The following is a 19,318-nucleotide window of genomic DNA, read 5'->3' on the forward strand; positions in this document are numbered from 1 at the left end:
TAGCAAATGCTGGATTATCGTGCCTAAAGATAGTATCTAGAATGTGTCCACGCTTTTACCAAAAAGGAAGACCTATCATGAAAATTGCAGTCAACGATATCGAGATTAATGTCAAAGATCAGGGCGGCGGCGCTCCTGCGGTGGTATTTCTGCATTACTGGGGTGGTTCGTCGCGTACCTGGGATGCGGTCATCGCAGCACTGCCTCCGAGTTATCGCACTGTGGCGCCGGATCTGCGCGGCTGGGGTGACTCCGAAGCTCCTGCTACCGGCTACGCATTGGCGGACTTTGCTGACGACGCGCAGCAAATGATCGCCAAGCTGGGCCTGCGTGAATACGTACTGATAGGGCACTCGATGGGCGGCAAGATTGCGCAACTGTTGGCCTCGCGTCGCCCTTCGGGTTTGGTCGGCTTGGTGCTGGTTGCGCCTGCGACGCCAACGCCACTGGCGCTGCCTCCAGAAGCCCGTGCAGGCATGAAATCCGCCTATCTGTCGCGCGAATCGATCGGTATGGCACTGGATCACATGCTGACCGCCAAGCCTCTTTCTGCAGCTTTACGTGAGCAGGTCATTGAAGACAGCATGCGTGGCGCGCCACAGGCCCGTGAGGCATGGCCTGAATCGACCAGTCGGGAAGACATTTCGAGCCTGGTAGGTGCGATTGAGGTACCGGTTGCTGTCGTCGCCGGCGAGCTGGATAAGGTGGATTCGGTTGATATTTTGAAGGCGGAGCTGCTACCTCGCATCAGCCAGGCAAAGCTGCATGTGCTGGCTGGTACCGGACACTTGTCGCCGCTCGAGTCGCCGGCGGAAGTGGCCGCCGCTATCGTCGGATTTATCCAATCGACGAAGGCCGGTGCATAAGCGATAACAGATACGGTCCTGTTGACTCGAGTAGCTGCTATTTGAGTTAGTTGGACAACAGGCCCGCGATCTTAGAGCTTTCGGTGCCGACGGGTATTTTGCCCGTCGGCTGTTGACGCTGCAGTTGCTCTTGTTGTGCACTTCCATGCGTTCGAAATGCGGATTAGTTGATGACCTTACTAGGGCTGCAGCGCGGGCTTGAGCAAATGGGGGGGGGAACAACTGCGACGCGCACCAATTTTGTTTGGACAGCATTTTGCATCGGACGACAGCTGGGGCGAAAACTAGTCTGTTGCAGATTACTGAGGAATGAAAATCCATGAAAGACTTACTGAGTTTTGTGATTGAGTCGCACGGCGGTCGTAAGCGGCCTGCGTAGTCGGTGCCGGGTTCGATGAACTACAGTGGCCGCAGCCGGTGCTGCCACGGGGGCGAGCTACACCTGGAGGCCGAAATCCTCGACGTCCGCGTTTCGAAATCGGTCTAGGGCAGGGCGCGGCGAAGGTAGTAGCAATATTGTGACTCATCGCCCCAGCGCGACGCGGCAGGGGCGAAATAACGCTGCTGCTTTTCCCAAATCTGAGTGGGGAAGTGGCTTGCGCCCAATCCTGCCTTAACGGCGAGGTGCTAGCGATGGCGGTACTTCGTTGGAGTCTCCCCGATGAGTTTAGCGAAAAGACGCGTGAAGCTGACGACGTCCGAATAGCCTACAGCTTCCACGATCTTTGCAATTGTCCAGTTGGTGCTCTTCAAGAGATGCTTGGACCTCTCCACGCGAGCCTCCTGCAGCAGGGCTAGCGGTGATCTTCCAGTTTCTGCCTTGACCCTGCGGATCAATGTGCGACCGCTGACATGAAATGCTTGCGCCACGCGCTCAAGATCGTAAGTCTCCGTCAATCTGACTTCAAACCATTGCACCAGGTTTTGCGAGAACGTTGGCAGTTCTCGTTCCAGCAAGTTGGAATCGACATAGGGGGATTGGCTGACCCGTTGGGATGGCAGCAGTGTGATCGCTGCGGTGGCTGTAGCGACGTCGGCACCGAGGTGGCGCTTTATTAAATGGATTGCCAAGTCAAAGGCAGAGCTCACCGCAGCAGTGGTGACGACGGCGCCATCCTCCATCAAGATGGCGTCTGAGTTGACGTTGGCCTCCGGGTAGCGACTCGCCAAGTCGCCAGCGAAAAGCCATGCGGTCGTGACTTTGCGCCCATTCAGTAAGCCTGCTTCGCCCAGGAGAAAAGCTCCGACGCAAACGGCCGCAACCGGCGTTCCGCGAGAAAAGCTGTGACGAATGAAATCAACTTCTCGCGTCAGTGGAGTCAGTTTCGCTGTCCAGTCTTGATATCGTTGCGTTTCCAATCCAGGAACAATCAAAAGGTCGTAGCTGCCGACGGGACGCTTGATTCGCAGTGCAAGTCCTCCGGCCACGACTACCTTTCTGTTTGGCAGTGCAATCAACTCGACATCCAATCGGACGTCTCGCTTTGCGCCCAAGCTGAGACTCATGTCGTTAGCGATGCGCAGTACATCGGCGATGCCGAACAATTGGGTGGGCATGGACCCGCTATAAGCAAGAACGGCGATGCGTACGGTCTTCATTTAACCTTCAAGAAAAAGAATTATGTCATTTGGCGATATTGACCATTATATAGTCAATATAGGCATACATGTGCATAGGGGATGTGGTCAATAATTTGCCTATCAAGCGGAATACCTTGAATTAGGCACTGGTCGGTCCGCAATCCATCCACTATCAAAGAGGTCAAGAATGAAAAAGCCAGCCATTATTACAATTCCTATCCTGCCGTTCGGCATGGTCCACTGCCACTTGGTCATCGGTACGCGTGGTTGTGTGCTTATCGATACAGGGATACCTGGCTCCGAAGCCAAGATTGAGCGTGTTCTTAAGCTACATGGCCTGAGACTTCAAGACATCAAGTTAATAGTCGTTACGCATGCTCACACAGACCATGCAGGATCGGCCGCGACGATGCGCGAACTTTCGGAGGCACCGATCTTGGCGCACGCCGGCGACCTGGATTACTACGAACGACGCAAGCCCATGACGTATTGCACGACGGCGTGGTTTGGCAGTTTGTTCTTGAAGACGGGGGTGCCTACCGAGCCATATAAGGCATTCACACCGGACTTCCTTTTAAAAGACGGCGAATCGTTCGACCTCACTCAGTTTGGGTTGGACGGCGTGGCCCGACACACACCTGGTCATACGGATGGCTCTATCTCGGTGCAACTAGCGACCGGTGATGCGCTCGTTGGAGACTTGGTTGCGTCCGGGGTTTTATTAGGGGGAATGCTGCGCATGAATCACGCTATTCGCCCGCCGTTCGAGGATGATCCGAAGGCCGTTGGCAAAGAACTGCTCGCGATGGTCGATTCGGGCATGCAGACGTTTCATATGGGACACGGTGGCCCCCTGCCAGCCAGTGAGGTGCGCCGACACGCGCTTTTGTTGCAAGGTTTGAAGCCGGGACGTACGTATGAGATACCGTCTGCCAACTGCACTTGCTCCACGCCGGAGGCAGCGGAAAAGGTAAAGTAGAGGCTATTCTAAAGTTGGTAATCTGCAGCACTCGCTGTGCATGCCAGTGCCGTTGGGGCGACGGCGTTGGCGTGAAAACTTGGCAAATCGCATGGACAAGAGACCCACGTATGCTCGTGTCTTGGGGCAGGACAGGCGCCTGCTATTATCGGCGCAACCTCACAACATGGGAAAGCTCTCGTTATAAGAAGAGCCGAGTTCACCTAAAGCGAAGTTCCTTCGGTACTGTTCTGGGCTAATTCCGCAGTGGCGTACGAAGTGGCGGCGTAGATTTTGTTCATCACCAAACCCGCAGTTTCGTGCGATCTGCTTTAGGCTAAAACCGCTGTCGACAACCGCGCGCAGCGCCGCCTCCATGCGTAGTGAATGAATAGTTTTGGCCGGCGTGCTCCCCATTTGTTCAGCGTAACGCCGAGTGAATGTCCTTGGCGCCATCGCAACTTGCTCGGCTAGCACCTCAATGGTTAAGTTCTCGGAGAGGTGTTCCGTGATCCAGGCATGAAGGCGGCTGAACTGTCGATCCGCTACTGATTGCGTGGTTAATGCTGCGGACAGTTGCGCCTGCTCGCCCGCTCGCTTGACGAACACGACGATTGACTTTGCCGCTTCCATCGCGGCCGCATAGCCTTGATCCTCTTCCAAAATTGCTAGCGCGAGATCGAACCCTGCTGTAAAGCCAGCGGAGGTCCATAGACCACGGTCCTGTAAATAGACGCGGTCAGGCTCGATCGATACTTCCGGGTAGCGCTTCATTAACACGTCTGTAGACTGCCAGTGTGTAGTGACTCGACGGTTTCCTATGAGGCGTGCTTCGGCCAATAGGAATGTTCCGGTGCAGATGCCGCACAGGCGCTTCGGCCGGTGCCCTTCACGCGAAAGCCAGTCGACAACTTCGACCGGCACCGGTGGATCTTGAGGCGGGCCTCCGCCTGGGACAACTAGTGTATCGATGGCGTCAATATCTAACGATGAAATTGCCGTTGTCGTGAATGTCAGACCAGAAGATGTGCGAATAGGAGCGCCTTCGACGGATGCTACTACGACGTGATATCCAGAACTGCCAGCGCACCTGATGAAGCGGGTGGCTATCGCAAATACATCCGCGACACTGCTGACGTCTGAAGCGGTCACATCGTCGAAGGCAAGGATGACGATAGTGCGAAGCGGAAATGGCGTGGCCATATTATTGGAAATAGAAGTGGCCATAGAAATTTGTTTGCTGCCTGAGCAAACCCACCTGACTCGCGTCGAGATGGCGCCAGACCGTACGGCTTATTAGTCGGAAGAGGGGCTGCCAGACGTCAGGTTGCATGATTTTCTCTTCGCTTGCAACTCGCGAAAATTCGCTATTCCAATTGGGCCGGAACAAGATTTGGTTATTCCTCAGGCCGATCCCTGAATCGCCACGAGTCTGCTAGACACCCGCGAGCCGTTCAAAATGCCTTCGCTCAAACTCTGCTGGCGAAAGCCTGTCATTAAATCCGTGACGGCGCTTCGGATTGTAGAACATCTCGATGTAGTCGAAGACGTCCTGCCTGGCGTCGTCTCTGGTTGCATAGGTCTTTCGCTTGATGCGCTCGCGTTTTAGAAGCTGGAAGAAGCTTTCAGCGACTGCATTGTCGTGACAGTTTCCACGCCGGCTCATGCTTGGCTCCAGCCGATGCGCCGTCAAGAAATCGCGCCAATCCTTGCTGGTGAACTGCGAGCCCTGATCCGAATGAACCATCACAGGAGCGGCCGGCTTGCGTCGCCAAACCGCCATCAGCAGCGCATTCATCGCCAGCTCCGTATCAATCCGCGAACTCATCGACCACCCTACAACCTGGCGTGAAAACAAGTCGAGCACAACTGCCAGGTACAGCCAGCCTTCATGGGTTCGAATGTAGGTTATGTCCGTCACACCCAGACCCGGTTTGGCTCAAGCACGTCAAATTGCCGCTGCAGATGATTCGGTGCCACCACCGATGGCACGCCGCCGCCTTTCCATTTGCGCTTGCCGTATCCGGTCTGCGAGCGCAGTCCCGCTGAGCGCATGATGCGGTGAACGCGATTGATGCCGCATCGCTCGCCCAAGTCGCGCAGGTCGTCGGATACCTTGCGGTAGCCGTAGACCGCGCCGCTTTCCAGCCATGACTGCTTAATGTGGCCGAGCAGGCGCTTGTCTTCCTTGGCCCGCTTGCTTTCTGGCTGAACGCACCACGCATAAAAGCCGCTGGGATGAACTCCCATCATCTTGCACAAGCGCCGCACCGGAAATTCGTCCTGTACTTCCTGAATGAAGGCGTACCTTACCCGGACGTCTTGGCAAAGTACACCGCGGCCTTTTTCAAGATGTCGCGCTCCTCGGTAACGCGCTTCAACTCGGCCTTCAGTCGCCGCATCTCGTCAGACTGGGCGTCCTGGGCTTTGCGTTCGACTTCGGGCACGCCATACCGCTTTGTCCATGCATAGATGCTGTGGATACTGACACCAAGCCGTTCGGCGACCTCGGCCGCAGGGTGCCCGCGATCAATAACCTGCTTGACCGCAGCGATTTTGAATTCCTCCGTGTAACGCTTCCCACTTATGATTTCTCCTTTGCCTAAATTATGGCTCAGGGGTGTCTACAATGGTCGTGGCGATTCAGTTTAGCTTGCAAACACACACACAAGTTAAAATTTTGACTAGCATATAAGGTCTTTGAAATTCAAAACTGCCTTAGACTTCAATACTAACGGGAGAGAGTGTCATGCCAGTGGGACATGCAAAAGCAGTGTTTGGTTTTCGGGGTCGTTTTTGGGGGCGCGTAGCGCTTTCTGGCCTTGAAAAACAGCAGTCTAGCCCCTGCACATCCCTTCAATACGGATCCCACCGTCGCCGGAGGATTGCCGACGTAGCTTGCTACCGGGCAGCACCTAATTCTGACAGCGGTCGACGAGTCGAGTGAGATGTGCAGTTCGGCACCAATATAGAAAAAGATAGGAGCTTTTTGGCAGGCGGCGTGGTCGAGCGTGGCAGAATATCCGACGCGGAGGCATGCACTTTTTTCGCTTAGTACGCAGACTCCTGTGGCAAAAATTGTGGTTAACGGCTAAGTACTTGATTTTTGAGGGCCGATACGGCCTGCAAACCCGTGTAGACGGGTTCGACTCCCGTCCTCGCCTCCAAAGCTCCTTAGCGGGAGTAGCTCAGTTGGTAGAGCGCAACCTTGCCAAGGTTGAGGTCGAGAGTTCGAGACTCTTCTCCTGCTCCAAAAGGTAGAAGGGCAGCCCAGTAGGCTGCCCTTTTTGCATTCTGTGTGCGTCAGGCAGGGAGGCTAAGGTTGACCGAAAATCTGTGCCAGCGATGCGCGTAGCCAGGCATTAGCACCATCCTTGGCGTATTTACGGTGCCAGTGCTGTTTCAGGTCGAAGCTGGGCACTTCCATCGGCGGCTCCACGAGCCGCACCGGCGCGAACCGCGCGAAACTTTCCCCCACTGCGCGCGGGACCGTCGCTACGAGGTCGCTGGCCGCGATGACGAAGGGAATCGACATGAAGTGCGGTGTAGACAGCACCACGCGCCGCGAGATGCGGCTGCGGATCAGCAGTTGTTCGAATACCTCCTGGCTGCGGCCTTCGGCCTTCACTACAGCATGTCCCATGTTCAGGAATATTTCCATCGTGAGCCGTTTCCCCCGGAATTGATGATCTGCACTCAGGATGCAAATGAAATCATGGGAAAACAACCGCTGCTGAAAGAAGTTGCGGTGTTTCAGGTCTGGAAAATAACCTGCTGCCAGGTCGACCCTGCCATCCTCCAGCGCTATTGCCAGTTCCGCAGGCGGTAGCGTTGCAGACGTGATGCTGGTGCCTGGCGCCTCGCGCCGCAGGTGCTCCAGCAGGCGCGGCAGGAATGTCATTTCGCCCACATCAGACAAGGCGATCGTGAAGCGGCGGTCGCTGGTGGCGGGGTTGAACTCGGTGCTGGCCAGCACGTCTTTTTGCAGGCGTTGCAGAATATCGCGAGTCGGGTCAACCAGTGTAAGCGTTCGCGGCGTCGGCGCCATGCCTTGGGCGGTGCGGACAAATAAGGGATCGCCAAGCGATTTGCGCAGTTTGTTCAAGGCCACGCTGACTGCGGGTTGGCTCATGTCGAGCTTGCGCGCTGCGCCGCTGACGCTGCGCTCCTCGTAGATGGCCAGCGCCACCGGCAGCAGGTTCAGATCAAAGCCTTTCATGTCCCGCTCCTAGTAAAATTTGAAATCCATATAAACATTATTCTGTTTATTCTATTTCAAAATATCCAGTTGTCCTCGATGATTGCCGCACAACAGTCACAACAATCATGGAGACAATATGCAACGCACCTTATTGGCGCTCTGTTTTAGCCTGTGTTCCGCGCATGCGGCGGAGGAGCCGATCCGCATCGGCGTGATCACTTCCCTCAGCGGCCCGGCCGCGCAAAGCGGCGAGCAAATGAAAGCCGGCATCGACACGTGGATGCGGATGAACGGCGGCAAGGCCGCCGGCAGGAAGCTGGAAGTGATTTACAAGGACGACACCGGCCCGCAGCCGGAAGTGGCCAAGCGGCTGGCGGTTGAACTGGTGGGCCGCGACGAGGTCGACATCTTGGCAGGCTTCGTATTCACGCCCAACGCCATCGCGGCCGCCGGCGTCAGCGAGCGCGCCAAAAAGCCGATGATCGTCACCGGCGCTGCCGCCTCCGCGATTACCTCGCGTTCGCCATATTTGACGCGTACTTCCTACACCATCGCTCAATCCGTGCAACCGCTGGCGCAATGGGCCTACAAGACCGGATCGCGCCGGGTGTTCTCGGTGGTCGCCGACTATGCGCCGGGTCATGACGCTGACATGTGGTTCACCAGCAGCTTCAAAGCTGCCGGGGGTGCCGTGATCGATTCGGTCAAAGTCCCGTTGGCCACGCTGGATTTCAGTGCCTACCTGCAGCGCATCAAGGATGCCAGGCCGGACGCCATCCATGTGTTCCTGCCGAACGGCCAGCCGATGGTCGCCTTCATGAAAGCATATCGTGAGAAGGGGCTGGACAAGGCGGGCATCCGTTTCCTCGGCGGTGAAGGCTGGGCCGATGAAGACGTGCTGAAAGCTGCAGGCGAGACGATGGCAGGCATCTACACAGCCGGCTACTACTCCTACTTCCAGTCTGGCCCCGGCAACGCAGCTTTCACCGAGGCGTTCTCGAAGACGGTGAGCGACCGCTTTAAACCCAATTTCCAGGCCGCCTCGGCTTACGACGGCATGGCGCTGATCGCCGCCACCCTGGCCAAGACGGGCGGCAAGGTTGATGGGCCTACGTTTATCGCTGCGGCCAAGGGCTACAGCGCCGCCAGCCCGCGCGGCACGGTGACGATAGACGCCAAGACTGGCGACATTGTCCAGACCATCTATATCCGCCGCATCGACAAGCTGCCCAACGGCTCCTATGGCGCCGTCGAGATTGACCGCTACGACGCTGTCAAGGACCCAACCAAGTAAAGGAGAAAAGTATGTTCCCATTGAATCAGTGGTACGTCGCAGGCTTTGCCTGGGAATTGCAGGACCAGCCGCTCGCACGCAAGCTGTTGAACTACCCGATCGTCATGTTCCGCACCGAGGATGGCGGCGTGGCCGCACTGGAAGATCGTTGCTGCCACCGCGCCGTCCCGCTGTCCTGTGGCACGCTGGAGGGCAGTGGCATCCGTTGTGGCTACCACGGCTTGCTGTTTGGCGCGGCGGGGCAGTGCCTTGAAATTCCCGGCCAGGTCAAAATTCCGGGCAAGGCCAAGGTGCGGGCGTTCCCGGCCCAGATCCGCAACGACGTAATCTGGATCTGGTTTGGCGCCGGGCAGGGGGACGCGCCATCCGGCCCGCCGCCGGCTATTCCGGCACATGAGAATCCGCGCTATACCTGGAAGGGCGGTGTGTTCCACTACGATGCGCCTTACCAGCTGATCCATGACAACCTGCTGGACCTCAGCCATGTCGGCTATCTGCACGGCCGCACCATCGGCGGCAACGCCAAAGTCCACATGGAAGCGCCGACCACGGTATCCGGAGACGGCGACCATGTGCGCGTGGTGCGCCACATGCCGGGATCGCTGCCGCCAGCCACCTACAGCGCCGCCTGGCCGTTCAAGGGCAAGATCGACCGCTGGCAGGAAATCGACTTTCACCTGACGCACCTGCAGATTTTCACCGGTGCCGTCGATGCGGGGACGGATTCGCTGGCGAATCCCGAGCGCGAAGGCTTCCACATGCGCGGCTTCCACGGCATCACGCCGGAAACCGACACGACCTCGCACTATTTCTGGACCATGGCCAGTTCCGCCCATCCCGATCAACCGGACAATGCGGAAACGGTGTACCAACAGACCGCGCAAACGTTCGAGGAGGACCGTGTGCTGATCGAGGCGCAGTACCGCAATATGTGCCAGTACGGCCCCGGCCCGATGGTGGACATCCATGTGGACAGTGGCCCGAACCGTGCTCGCCGTATCGTGGCGGCCCACATTGCAGCGCAGGCGGGGTAGGCCTATGCAAGTCCGAATTCATGCCATAACCGACAGTGCCGCCGCGCGCGTCTTTGAGCTGCGTGCTGTCGGCGGCGCCCAGCTGCCTTCTTACGAAGCGGGTGCGCATATCGACGTCACGCTGGGAAATGGCAAGGTGCGTCAATATTCCCTGTGCTGCCGCCAGCCGGGCGGCGACGGCTATCGCATCGCCGTGAAGCGCGAGCCGCAATCGCGCGGCGGTTCGGCCTGGCTGCATGACGAGGCGAAAGTCGGGATGACCCTGCAGATCGGAGCGCCGCGCAATGCCTTCGCCCTCGCTCCCGAGGCCAGCATGCACCTGCTGTTTGCCGGCGGGATCGGCATCACGCCTATCCTGTCGATGGCGTATGCGTTGCAGCGGCGCGATCAGCCATTCCAGCTGTACTATTTCGTGCGCGACGCTGCCTCTGTGGCCTTCGCCGCTGAGCTGCAAACCTGCCCGCTGGCCGGACGGGTGCAGGTGCTAGCCGGTCAAAGCCCCGAGCAGACGGAGGCTAGTATCCGGACGTATCTTGCAACGTATCCGGCGGCGGGAACCCACGTGTACGTATGCGGTCCGGCGCCGTTCATGCAGGCGGTAGCGGCCGAGGCTAGCCTGCGAGTTGGGCCGGCTGCGGTGCATCAGGAATCGTTTGGCGCACCACTCGCGCATGCCGATGGCGACACGCCGTTTACGTTGACTTTGCGGCGCTCCGGCTTGCAGGTGCCGGTGCCGGCTGGCCGCACGGCGCTGGCCTGCCTGCAGGAGGCCGGTGTGGCGCTGGATTGCTCGTGCGAGGTCGGTGTGTGCGGAACCTGCCGTACGACGGTGCTGGACGGCGTACCGCTGCATTGCGACGCGATTCTCAGCGAAGCCGAGCGAGAGGCCAACAACTGCTTCATGCCTTGCGTGTCGCGTTCAAAGACGCCGGTATTGGTGATCGATCTGTAGCCTGCAGAGCCGGTTACTCCTGGCGCACAGCGGCAGCGCGTTGTAGCCGCCGCATGGCGTCCTTGGTGCTCATGCTGTCCTGATTCCAGTATTGCCGGATGACGTCCCAGATCGCCAACGTGGTGGCGTAGGGCAACCCCATACCGTGGGTAAAGCTGGGGAGCAGCGTACCGTGTTTGGCACTGTTGTTGAAGTCGCGCTGGGCCTGGCGCGCACAGTCGTCGAATCCATCCAGCTTAACGTCCTGGCGCACCGGGATCGAGCCCTTGGCCAGATTGAAGGTCCGCTGAAAGTCCTTGCCCATCACCGCGCGCGCCAGGTCCTGTTGCGCAGCCTGATTGGCGGGACTGACCTTGAACAGGGCCAGCGAGTCGATGTCGAACGTGAAGATCGCAGCGGAGCCGGGGGCTGCGGTGCACAGTACGTCGACGCCCGGCACTTTTCCGGCGGCCGTGATCTCGCTTTTGGCCCAGTCGCCCATCAACTGCATGCCCGCATCGCCTTTAATCAGCGCGGCGGTGGCGGCGACCCAGTCGCGATTTTTTGTGTGCGGCTCGGTGTACTGCTTAATGCGCCGGAACGTCAGCAAGGCGCGCTCCATCTCCGCACTGTTCAGTGCTGCCGGATCGCGCTGAATGAAGGCACGACGGTAGAAATTCGCGCCGGCGGTGCCGATCACCACGGTCTCGAACAAACCCATGTCCAGCCACGACTGGCCCGAGTAGGCCAGCGGCGCAATCCCCGCCTTGCGCATGGCGTCGGCGGTGGCAAAGAACTCGTCCCAGGTGGTGGGCAATCTGGCTTTGACTTTTTTGAGGGCGTTCGCATTGACCCACAGCCAGTTTACGCGGTGCACGTTGAGCGGCGCCGCGACGTAGTGGCCGTTGAATTTCATGGTGTCGCTAGCGATCTGCGGGAGCAGGGCATCCCAATGTTCGGCGCGTGCCAACTGGTCAATATTGGCCAGCTTGCCTGCCTTGGCCCACTCCTGTATCGAAGCGCCCTTGATTTGCGCCGCGGTCGGCGGGTTGCCGGAAGCGACACGCGAACTCAGCAAGGTCAGGGCCAGGCCGCCGCCGCCATCGGCCACGGCAAAGTCCTTCCAGGTGTGCCCCTTGGCGCGGATCGTGGTTTTCAACTGGGCCAGCGCACCGGCTTCGCCGCCGCTGGTCCAGAAGTGCAGCACTTCCACCTCGCCGGCGTAACAAGGCAGGGCGAGCAGACAAAGCGCCGCGAGGGACGAGCGCCAGCCGCGTGCGGTTGTCATGTCGCGCCCCGCTGGGCCGCTTGTTCCGACATTAGCGGCAGGCTCATGACGACGCGCAGGCCGTGCGGCTCGATGCTTTCCAGTCGTACTGTTCCCTGGTGGCGCTCGACGATTTCCTTCACAATCGCGAGGCCAAGTCCGCAGCCGTTGCCGCTATATGTTGCGCGCACAAAACGCTCAAACACCTGAGCCTGCAGCTCGGCAGGAATGCCGGGGCCGTTGTCTTCGACGATCAGCAAGCCGGCACCGTCCTGTTGCTGCACCCGGACCGTGATTTCTGCTCGTACCCCCGCGTATTGAATCGCGTTGTCGATCATATTGCTGAGTGCTTCCCGCAACAGCATGGCATTCGCATTCACGGTCACAGCGCCTGCGCTTTCGTCCAGTCCCAGGTCTTGCCCGGCGCGCAGCGCGCGCGGCACGAGCTGCGCCACCAGATCGCGCGCCACCAAGCGCAAGTCGACCGGCTCGCGCGGCAATGTGGCATTGGCCTCGGGCTCGGCGTGCGCCAGCGAAAGCAGTTGCGATACCAGGTGGGCGCTGCGGGTTGCGCTCTGGTGCACCATTTCCAGTCGCTTGCGTTGCTCCTCGTCCGTTGTGGCGGCCAGTGCTAGCTTGGTCTGGCTTTGCAAGCCGGCGAGCGGGGTGCGTAGCTGATGCGCAGCGTCGCCGATGAAGCGCTTCTGGGCGCCGATCTGTCGTTGCACCGCCGCTAGCAGGTCGTTCAATGCCCTTGCCAGAGACCGCAGTTCGACCGGCGCCAGATCGAGTTTCAATGGCGTCAGGTCATCCGGTGCGCGGCTCTCGACTTCATCGCGCAGGCGCGCCAGCGGCGCCAGGCCGGCACGTATGCCATACCCCACGATCACGGTCATCAACAGCACCAGCACCGACAGTGGCAACAGGGTATCGGCCAGGATTGCACGGGCCAGCTCGTTGCGGTTAGCGCTGCTGCGCGCGACTTGCACCAGCATGGTTTGTTTGGCCGCGCTGCTGTCGCCAAAGGCCACGTACAAGGCGACGATGCGCATCGGCTTGGCCGGGCCACTGGCGCCGTCGGGCGGCGCCACCATGCTGTCATAGAAGTAGGGGGTATCGAGCAGCCGCTTGGCGACTGGCGATGGCGCCGGCAGGTTGTTGTTTCCAAGGATGAAGCTCCCCGGCGGCGTGCCGACGGTGTACATCAGTTTATCGTTCGGATCTGCTTCCAGGACGTCTTGAGCCGCGCGCGGGAAGTCGATCAGCAATCCCTGATCGATCGGCTTCAATTGGCGCAGCAGCGCGCGCGACGCCTGCACCAGGCTCGCATCGATTGCGCGGTTGGCATATTTCTCCGCCAGCCGATAAGTCGCCAGTCCTCCCGCCAGCCACAGCACTAACTGCGGCAGCACCAGCCACACCATCAGTTTGCGGGATAGCGAGACCATGCCGGCCTACGTGGCGGAAGACGATTCTTCGAGCAGGTAGCCCAGCCCGCGCACGGTGCGGATGTCGAGACCGGAACCGTCCAGGCGGCGGCGCAGGCGATGGATATACACCTCGATCGCATTGCCGGCGCCGATGCCACCGCCGTCGTTCGCCCACACCTGCGTAATCTGCTCCTTGGTGACCACGTTGTCGCGGTGGATCAGCAGCAGTTCCAGCAGCGAGTATTCGCGCGGACTCAGTTCCAGTGCCTGTCCATGCACGGCGGCGCGGCGGTTCTTGGCATCGAATACCAGATGAGCGCAGCTCAGTTCCGCGCTGGCGGTCGCTGCTTTGGCCCGGCGCAGCAACGCGCGCAGGCGCGCCTCCAGTTCAGGAAAGTCGAACGGCTTGGTGATGTAGTCATCCGCGCCGGCGTTCAGGCCCGCCACGCGGCTTTCCAGCGCATCCTGAGCCGTCAGCACCACCACCGGCATCTGCTGATTGCCCGAACGTAGTTCCCGTAACACCGACAAGCCGTCCACCATCGGCAAGCCGAGATCGAGGATGGCCAGGTCGAAGTGGTGGCGTTGTAACAGGTACTGGGCGACCGGGCCATTCGGGGCCAGTTCAACGGTGTAGCCGTGCTGGCGCAACTGCGCGCTCAGGGCGTCGGCCAGCAGGGTGTCGTCTTCGGCTAGGAGTATTTGCATGGCCAAAGTTTAACAATATATGAACCAGGAAACCACAAACTTCGATCAGAAATCTGATTGTATGCGCGCGCTATGGCACTAAAGATGTACACAACATTAATGCGATGCTATATTTTATTAACGATTGTTAATGTTTCGTTTCAGCAGGAGCAATCTGGAAAATAACGACGAAAAAATGGAGACCATGTTGAATAAAACGCCATACAAACAGAAGGCTTTGGTAGCGGCCATCAGCGCCATCCTGGCCGGCAGCGCCTACGCACAAGCACAGACCGACGCCGCCCCGGACGCCGTCGCCGAAGCGAAACCTGTACCGACCGATAACGTTGTCACCGTCACCGGCACCAGTATTCGCGGCATCGCGCCTGTGGGGGCGGGCCTGACCAAGATGAGCATTGCCGATATCGCCGCCACCGGCGCCACCACCGGCACCGAGATGCTGCGCGCGCTGCCGCAACTGAACAACTTCAACACCACCGGCAACAATACCGGCAGCAACCAGGCCAACTTTGTCGACCAGCCTGCGGTGCACGGCATTGGCGTCGGCAACGGCGGCGGCGGTTTGACCTTGTTGCTGCTGGACGGCCACCGCCTGCCGGGCGCCGGCATTAATCAAACCGCGCCGGACGCCGGCGGCATTCCGCTGTCGGCCTTGCAGCGGGTGGAAGTGATGGCCGACGGCGGCTCGTCGATCTACGGTTCCGACGCGATTGCGGGCGTGGTCAACTTCGTCACCCGCCGTAACTTCAACGGCGCCGAAACCGGCTTCAATACAGGCGCCAGCAGCGGCTACCGCACCACCAACTTCAGCCAGTTGTTCGGCAAGACCTGGGACAACGGCGGCTGGCTGCTGTCCTACGAGCATACGCATAATACTGCGCTGTCCGGTGCCAAGCGCGAGTACATCGTCAACGACCAGCGTCCATACGGCGGCGCGGATACCCGTTCGACCAACTGCTCGCCGGCCAACATCACGATGAATGGCACGGCCTACAAACTGAGCGCCGGCGGCGCCATCACCCCCGGCACCAACAGCTGCGAAGCCAATCGCGCCACCGATCTGTATCCGGCGCAGACCCGTGATTCGCTGTTCACCTCGGTGCGCCATCACACCAGCGAGGCAGTAGAGCTGTATGGCAGCGTGCTGGCTTCCGAGCGCGAGGTCAAAAGTGGTGTGGCCGGCGACGGCGTCACCAGCGGCGGTACCACTGTCAACGTGCCGTTCACCAGCCCGTTCTACCTGCCGATCAACGGCTCGACCGCGACGCAGTCGGTGACCTACAACCCGTCCGCCGATTTCGGCCCGGCCTTCACCAACAACATCAAAACCAAGACGCTGTCGGTGGTGGCAGGCGCCAACGTGGAGTTGTCCGGCGGTTGGAACGCCAAGGTCGAATTCAACTACGGCCTGGAACGCGACGACGTGCGCAACCACGGCATCGACCAGGCACTGGCCAGCACCAGCGCGGCGAACGGCAGCTTCAATCCATATGGCGTCGGCGCCAAGACCGATGCGGCACTGCTGGCACGCATCGGCAACTACGAAACCCGCTATTACGCCCGTCAGACGCTGAAGGAAGGGCAGGCCAAGCTGGATGGCGGCTTGTTCGCCATCCGTGGCGGCGAAGTGAAACTGGCGGTCGGCGTCGACGTTCGCCAGGAAGGGTTTGATGGTTTGGTGGTGACCGGCCAGCGCGACGCCGGTACGCCTTATACCACGGGCGGTACCCGCACCAGCCGCTCGGCCTTCGGCGAGTTGTTCTTCCCTCTGGTCGGCAGCGCCAACCGCCTGCCGGGCGTGCAAAAGCTGGACCTGTCGTTGGCCGCGCGTTACGACAACTACAGCGACGTCGGATCCACCACCAATCCCAAGGCAGGGATAACCTGGACCGTGGTCGACGGCGCGCAAATCCGCATGAGCTCCGGCCGTTCTTTCCACGCGCCTAGCCTGGCCGATGCCGGCACCGCCATCGACACCCGCGCCATCCGCTTCCCATGCGTGCCGGGCGCCTACATCGGCTGTAACAGCGCCGGTGCGTCCGACTACACGGTGGTGCTGGCCGGCGGCAATAGCAACCTGAAGCCGGAAAAAGCCAAGACCCTCAACGCCGGCTTTGACCTTAGCCCGTCGCTGTTGAACGGCGTGAAGCTGAGCATGTCGTACTTCCTGATTAACTACGACGACGTGATTACCTTCCCGACCTTCGGTCCGGTCGTGAATCCGCTGGCAGCCTACGACAAGTACCGCGTCACCCGCCCGGCCGGCACCACTGATGCGCAATGGCTGGCGATTGTCCAGCCGCTGCTGAACGGTTTCCGCCACGACGGCCAGGTGTACCCGGACGTGAGCAGCCTGCCGACGGCGGTGTATGACCTGCGTCGCCAGAACTTTGCCGACGAGCGTATTCATGGCATCGACTTCGATATCGGCTATGCCTTCCGTACCGACCTCGGCAAGTTTAACCTGAACCTGGCCGGCACCCGCCTGCTGAAGTTCGACCAGATCGTGCCGGGTGTGGCGGACAAGATCGACCTGCTGGGCACCAACTACGCGATCAAGACCAAGGCCCGCGCGCAACTGGGCTGGTCGAGCGGTAACGTGGCCGGCAGCGTGTTCCTGAATTACACCGGCGGCTACCGCAACGCGATCAGCACCGGCGTGCAGCAGGTGGCGTCGTTCAACACGGTCGACACCAACTGGGCGTGGACGCTGCCAAACAGCGATGGCTGGCTCAAGGGCCTGAAGCTGACCGTCAACGTCAGCAACATTTTCAACCGTAACCCGCCGGTGTTCTTCACCAGCGGCAGCAACGGCATCATCGGCTACGACGCCACCGCCGCCTCGGCGCTGGGCCGGGTGGTATCGGTCGGCCTGCATAAAGACTGGTAAGCAGCATCCACGGCGGGTGCCTGCTGCCCGCCGTGTTCCTTATTTTTGACTGATTGAGAGATAAAAACGTGATCCCATTTCCGAAGTGGAACGATGAAATTACCGCTGGCATGAGTGAGCCGGAGCTGCTGCTGTACCGCTCCAACTTGTTGGGCTCGGACCTGCGCATTACCAATTACGGCGGCGGCAATACGGCGGCCAAGGTGGAGCTGCCTGACCCGGTGACCAAGGAACTCACGCAAGTGCTGCTGGTGAAAGGTTCTGGCGGCGACCTGGGATCGATGAAAATGGATGGCTTCTCCACGCTGTATATGGATAAGCTGAATGGCCTCAAAAAATTGTACCGTGGCGCCGAGCATGAAGACGAGATGGTCGCTTATCTCCCGCATTGCACCTTCAACCTGAATCCACGCGCGGCCAGCATCGACACACCGCTGCACGCCTATCTGCCGTTCCGCCACACGGACCACATGCATCCAGACGCGCTGATCGCCGTCGCCGCCACCGTCAACAGCGAACAGCTGACGCGCGAGATCTTCGGCGGTGAACTGGGCTGGATGCCGTGGCGCCGTCCGGGCTATGAACTGGGCCTGCAGCTGGAAGCCTATTGCAAGGCCAATCCCGGCATCCGCGGTTTGATCCTGGCGGGCCACGGCCTGTTCACCTGGGGCGATACCGCCCGCAGCTGCTACGAAAACACTGTGGCCGTGATCGAAAAGGCGTCGGCATGGCTGGCGGCCAGGAGCGCGGGACGCTCGGCTTTCGGCGGCGAGAAGACGCGCAGCCTGAATGCGGAGGAAGCGGATGCCGTACTGGGGCGCCTGCTGCCCGTGCTGCGCGGCCTGGCTTCCGCCAACGGCGTCTACAAGCTGGCCCACGTGGACCGCAGCGCGGTGGTGCAGCAGTTCGTCAACTCGCAAGACCTGGAACCGCTGGCGGCGCTGGGCACCTCGTGCCCGGATCACTTCCTGCGCACCAAAATCCGTCCTGCTGTGGTGCCGCCATCGGTCTGGTCGCTGGATGAGGCGGAGTTGCGCCCGGCGCTGGAACAGTTGCTGGCCGACTATCGCGCCGACTACACCGCGTACTACGAACGCTGCAAGCGCGCCAACAGCCCGGTGGTGCGCGATGCCAACCCGGTGGTGTTCCTGCTGCCGCAAATTGGCATGGTCACCCTTGCCAAGGACAAGGCAACCGCGCGCATCGCCGGTGAATTCTATGTCAACGCCATCAATGTGATGCGTGATGCGAACCTGGCCGATAAATATGTCGGCCTGCCGGAGCAGGAAGCATTCGATATCGAATACTGGCTGCTGGAAGAGGCCAAGCTGCAGCGCATGCCTGCGCCGAAAGCACTGGCCGGCAAGATCGCGCTGGTGACCGGCGGTGCCGGCGGCATCGGCCGCGCCATCGCGGAGCGCTACCTGAAAGAGGGTGCTTGCGTGGCACTGGTCGATATCGACGCCAAGGCGTTGGAACAGACCCACGCCGAGCTGTCGAAAAAATACAGCAAGGACGTGGTGCACAGCGCCGTCTGCGACGTGACGCAGGAAGAATCGGTGCGCCTGGCGCTGCGCAGCACGGCGCTGGCCTTCGGCGGCGTCGACCTGCTGGTGTCGAACGCCGGCATCGCTTCCTCGGCGCCGATCGAGGACACCAGCCTGGAACTGTGGAACCGCAATCAGGCGATCCTGTCGACCGGTTACTTCCTGGTTGGCCGCGAAGCCTTCCGCACCATGAAGTCGCAGGGTGTGGGCGGTGCGATGGTCTTCATCGCCAGCAAAAACGGGCTGGTAGCCTCGAACCAGGCCGCCGCGTACTGCGCGGCCAAGGCGACCGAGATTCATTTGTCGCGCTGCTTTGCCCTGGAAGGTGCACCGCTGGGGATTCGCTCCAACGTGGTCAATCCGGATGCGGTGATACGTGGTTCGCGCATCTGGTCCGGTGACTGGAGCAAGGAGCGCGCGCAAGCGAACAAAATCGAAGAGGGCGACCTGGAAGATTTCTACCGTCAGCGCTCCATGTTGAAGCGCAGCGTGCTGCCGGAAGATATTGCTGAAGGTGCGTACTTCTTCGCAGCGGAACACCTGTCCGGCAAATCGACCGGCAACATCCTGAACGTGGATGGCGGCAACCTGATGGCATTCACCCGTTAAGG

13 protein-coding genes, 1 tRNA gene and 1 pseudogene are annotated in these 19,318 nt (G+C 60.1%); 8 read left to right on the top strand and 7 right to left on the bottom strand.

Annotated elements, in window-relative coordinates:
- Nucleotides 1-77 precede the first annotated feature (77 nt).
- The gene (locus ABWW33_RS00215) at nt 78-866 is read left to right on the top strand and encodes an alpha/beta fold hydrolase (protein ID WP_353397533.1); all 789 of its coding nucleotides are present in this window, start codon (nt 78-80) and stop codon (nt 864-866) included.
- A gap of 627 nt (nt 867-1,493) precedes the next feature.
- Here ABWW33_RS00215 and ABWW33_RS00220 read toward each other — a convergent pair.
- Nucleotides 1,494-2,465: a GlxA family transcriptional regulator gene (locus ABWW33_RS00220; RefSeq protein WP_353397536.1), complete on the bottom strand. Its 972-nt coding sequence runs from the start codon at nt 2,463-2,465 to the stop codon at nt 1,494-1,496.
- 169 nt (nt 2,466-2,634) lie between these two features.
- On the opposite strand from ABWW33_RS00220, the gene ABWW33_RS00225 reads away from it, so the two are divergent.
- Entirely contained in the window at nt 2,635-3,426 is a 792-nt protein-coding gene (locus ABWW33_RS00225) for an MBL fold metallo-hydrolase (RefSeq protein ID WP_353397539.1), read from the top strand.
- Between the two features lie 159 nt (nt 3,427-3,585).
- On the opposite strand, the gene ABWW33_RS00230 is transcribed toward ABWW33_RS00225, so the two are convergent.
- On the bottom strand, nt 3,586-4,632 hold the full coding sequence (locus ABWW33_RS00230) for a GlxA family transcriptional regulator (RefSeq protein ID WP_353397542.1): 1,047 nt from the start codon (nt 4,630-4,632) through the stop codon (nt 3,586-3,588).
- Between the two features lie 208 nt (nt 4,633-4,840).
- Nucleotides 4,841-5,993, bottom strand: a pseudogene (locus tag ABWW33_RS00235) (IS3 family transposase).
- A gap of 589 nt (nt 5,994-6,582) precedes the next feature.
- Here ABWW33_RS00235 and ABWW33_RS00240 point away from each other — a divergent pair.
- Nucleotides 6,583-6,658: transfer RNA gene (locus ABWW33_RS00240), tRNA-Gly, on the top strand.
- Nucleotides 6,659-6,721: 63 nt separating this feature from the next.
- Here the strand turns inward: ABWW33_RS00240 and ABWW33_RS00245 are convergent.
- Entirely contained in the window at nt 6,722-7,624 is a 903-nt protein-coding gene (locus ABWW33_RS00245; protein ID WP_353397544.1) for a LysR family transcriptional regulator, read from the bottom strand.
- 118 nt (nt 7,625-7,742) lie between these two features.
- On the opposite strand from ABWW33_RS00245, the gene ABWW33_RS00250 reads away from it, so the two are divergent.
- Genes ABWW33_RS00250 through ABWW33_RS00260 form a run of 3 tightly spaced genes read left to right on the top strand, consistent with a single transcriptional unit; the run spans nt 7,743 to nt 10,886 of the window.
- The gene (locus tag ABWW33_RS00250) at nt 7,743-8,900 is read left to right on the top strand and encodes an ABC transporter substrate-binding protein (protein WP_353397546.1); all 1,158 of its coding nucleotides are present in this window, start codon (nt 7,743-7,745) and stop codon (nt 8,898-8,900) included.
- An 11-nt stretch (nt 8,901-8,911) separates the two neighbouring features.
- Nucleotides 8,912-9,934 carry a Rieske 2Fe-2S domain-containing protein gene (locus tag ABWW33_RS00255; protein WP_353397547.1) on the top strand — a complete coding sequence of 341 codons (1,023 nt, stop codon included), beginning with the start codon at nt 8,912-8,914 and terminating at the stop codon, nt 9,932-9,934.
- Between the two features lie 4 nt (nt 9,935-9,938).
- On the top strand, nt 9,939-10,886 hold the full coding sequence (locus ABWW33_RS00260) for a PDR/VanB family oxidoreductase (RefSeq protein WP_353397549.1): 948 nt from the start codon (nt 9,939-9,941) through the stop codon (nt 10,884-10,886).
- 13 nt (nt 10,887-10,899) lie between these two features.
- On the opposite strand, the gene ABWW33_RS00265 is transcribed toward ABWW33_RS00260, so the two are convergent.
- From ABWW33_RS00265 to ABWW33_RS00275, 3 genes are read right to left on the bottom strand one after another with little or no spacing between them, the layout of a single operon-like run.
- Nucleotides 10,900-12,153: an ABC transporter substrate-binding protein gene (locus ABWW33_RS00265; protein WP_353397550.1), complete on the bottom strand. Its 1,254-nt coding sequence runs from the start codon at nt 12,151-12,153 to the stop codon at nt 10,900-10,902.
- Nucleotides 12,150-13,580, bottom strand: a complete 1,431-nt coding sequence (locus ABWW33_RS00270; RefSeq protein WP_353397552.1) for a sensor histidine kinase — start codon at nt 13,578-13,580, stop codon at nt 12,150-12,152. Before ABWW33_RS00270 ends, ABWW33_RS00265 begins: the two co-directional genes overlap by 4 nt.
- Before the next feature lie 6 nt (nt 13,581-13,586).
- Nucleotides 13,587-14,270: a response regulator transcription factor gene (locus tag ABWW33_RS00275; RefSeq protein WP_353397554.1), complete on the bottom strand. Its 684-nt coding sequence runs from the start codon at nt 14,268-14,270 to the stop codon at nt 13,587-13,589.
- 184 nt (nt 14,271-14,454) lie between these two features.
- Here ABWW33_RS00275 and ABWW33_RS00280 point away from each other — a divergent pair, with 184 nt between their 5' ends.
- Together ABWW33_RS00280 and ABWW33_RS00285 are read left to right on the top strand one after the other, a co-directional pair.
- On the top strand, nt 14,455-17,160 hold the full coding sequence (locus ABWW33_RS00280) for a TonB-dependent receptor plug domain-containing protein (RefSeq protein WP_353397556.1): 2,706 nt from the start codon (nt 14,455-14,457) through the stop codon (nt 17,158-17,160).
- 68 nt (nt 17,161-17,228) lie between these two features.
- The gene (locus tag ABWW33_RS00285) at nt 17,229-19,316 is read left to right on the top strand and encodes a bifunctional rhamnulose-1-phosphate aldolase/short-chain dehydrogenase (protein WP_444550972.1); all 2,088 of its coding nucleotides are present in this window, start codon (nt 17,229-17,231) and stop codon (nt 19,314-19,316) included.
- Nucleotides 19,317-19,318: the final 2 nt, after the last annotated feature.

This window comes from Duganella hordei (assembly GCF_040369125.1).
GTDB lineage: Bacteria > Pseudomonadota > Gammaproteobacteria > Burkholderiales > Burkholderiaceae_D > Rugamonas > Rugamonas hordei.

What these genes read in the sequence shown, in the direction of transcription:
- ABWW33_RS00215 (WP_353397533.1), top strand. Translation starts at nt 78, where the DNA reads ATGAAAATTGCAGTCAACGATATCGAGATTAATGTCAAAGATCAGGGC.
- ABWW33_RS00220 (WP_353397536.1), bottom strand. Translation starts at nt 2,465, where the DNA reads ATGAAGACCGTACGCATCGCCGTTCTTGCTTATAGCGGGTCCATGCCC.
- ABWW33_RS00225 (WP_353397539.1), top strand. Translation starts at nt 2,635, where the DNA reads ATGAAAAAGCCAGCCATTATTACAATTCCTATCCTGCCGTTCGGCATG.
- ABWW33_RS00230 (WP_353397542.1), bottom strand. Translation starts at nt 4,632, where the DNA reads ATGGCCACTTCTATTTCCAATAATATGGCCACGCCATTTCCGCTTCGC.
- ABWW33_RS00245 (WP_353397544.1), bottom strand. Translation starts at nt 7,624, where the DNA reads ATGAAAGGCTTTGATCTGAACCTGCTGCCGGTGGCGCTGGCCATCTAC.
- ABWW33_RS00250 (WP_353397546.1), top strand. Translation starts at nt 7,743, where the DNA reads ATGCAACGCACCTTATTGGCGCTCTGTTTTAGCCTGTGTTCCGCGCAT.
- ABWW33_RS00255 (WP_353397547.1), top strand. Translation starts at nt 8,912, where the DNA reads ATGTTCCCATTGAATCAGTGGTACGTCGCAGGCTTTGCCTGGGAATTG.
- ABWW33_RS00260 (WP_353397549.1), top strand. Translation starts at nt 9,939, where the DNA reads ATGCAAGTCCGAATTCATGCCATAACCGACAGTGCCGCCGCGCGCGTC.
- ABWW33_RS00265 (WP_353397550.1), bottom strand. Translation starts at nt 12,153, where the DNA reads ATGACAACCGCACGCGGCTGGCGCTCGTCCCTCGCGGCGCTTTGTCTG.
- ABWW33_RS00270 (WP_353397552.1), bottom strand. Translation starts at nt 13,580, where the DNA reads ATGGTCTCGCTATCCCGCAAACTGATGGTGTGGCTGGTGCTGCCGCAG.
- ABWW33_RS00275 (WP_353397554.1), bottom strand. Translation starts at nt 14,270, where the DNA reads ATGCAAATACTCCTAGCCGAAGACGACACCCTGCTGGCCGACGCCCTG.
- ABWW33_RS00280 (WP_353397556.1), top strand. Translation starts at nt 14,455, where the DNA reads ATGTTGAATAAAACGCCATACAAACAGAAGGCTTTGGTAGCGGCCATC.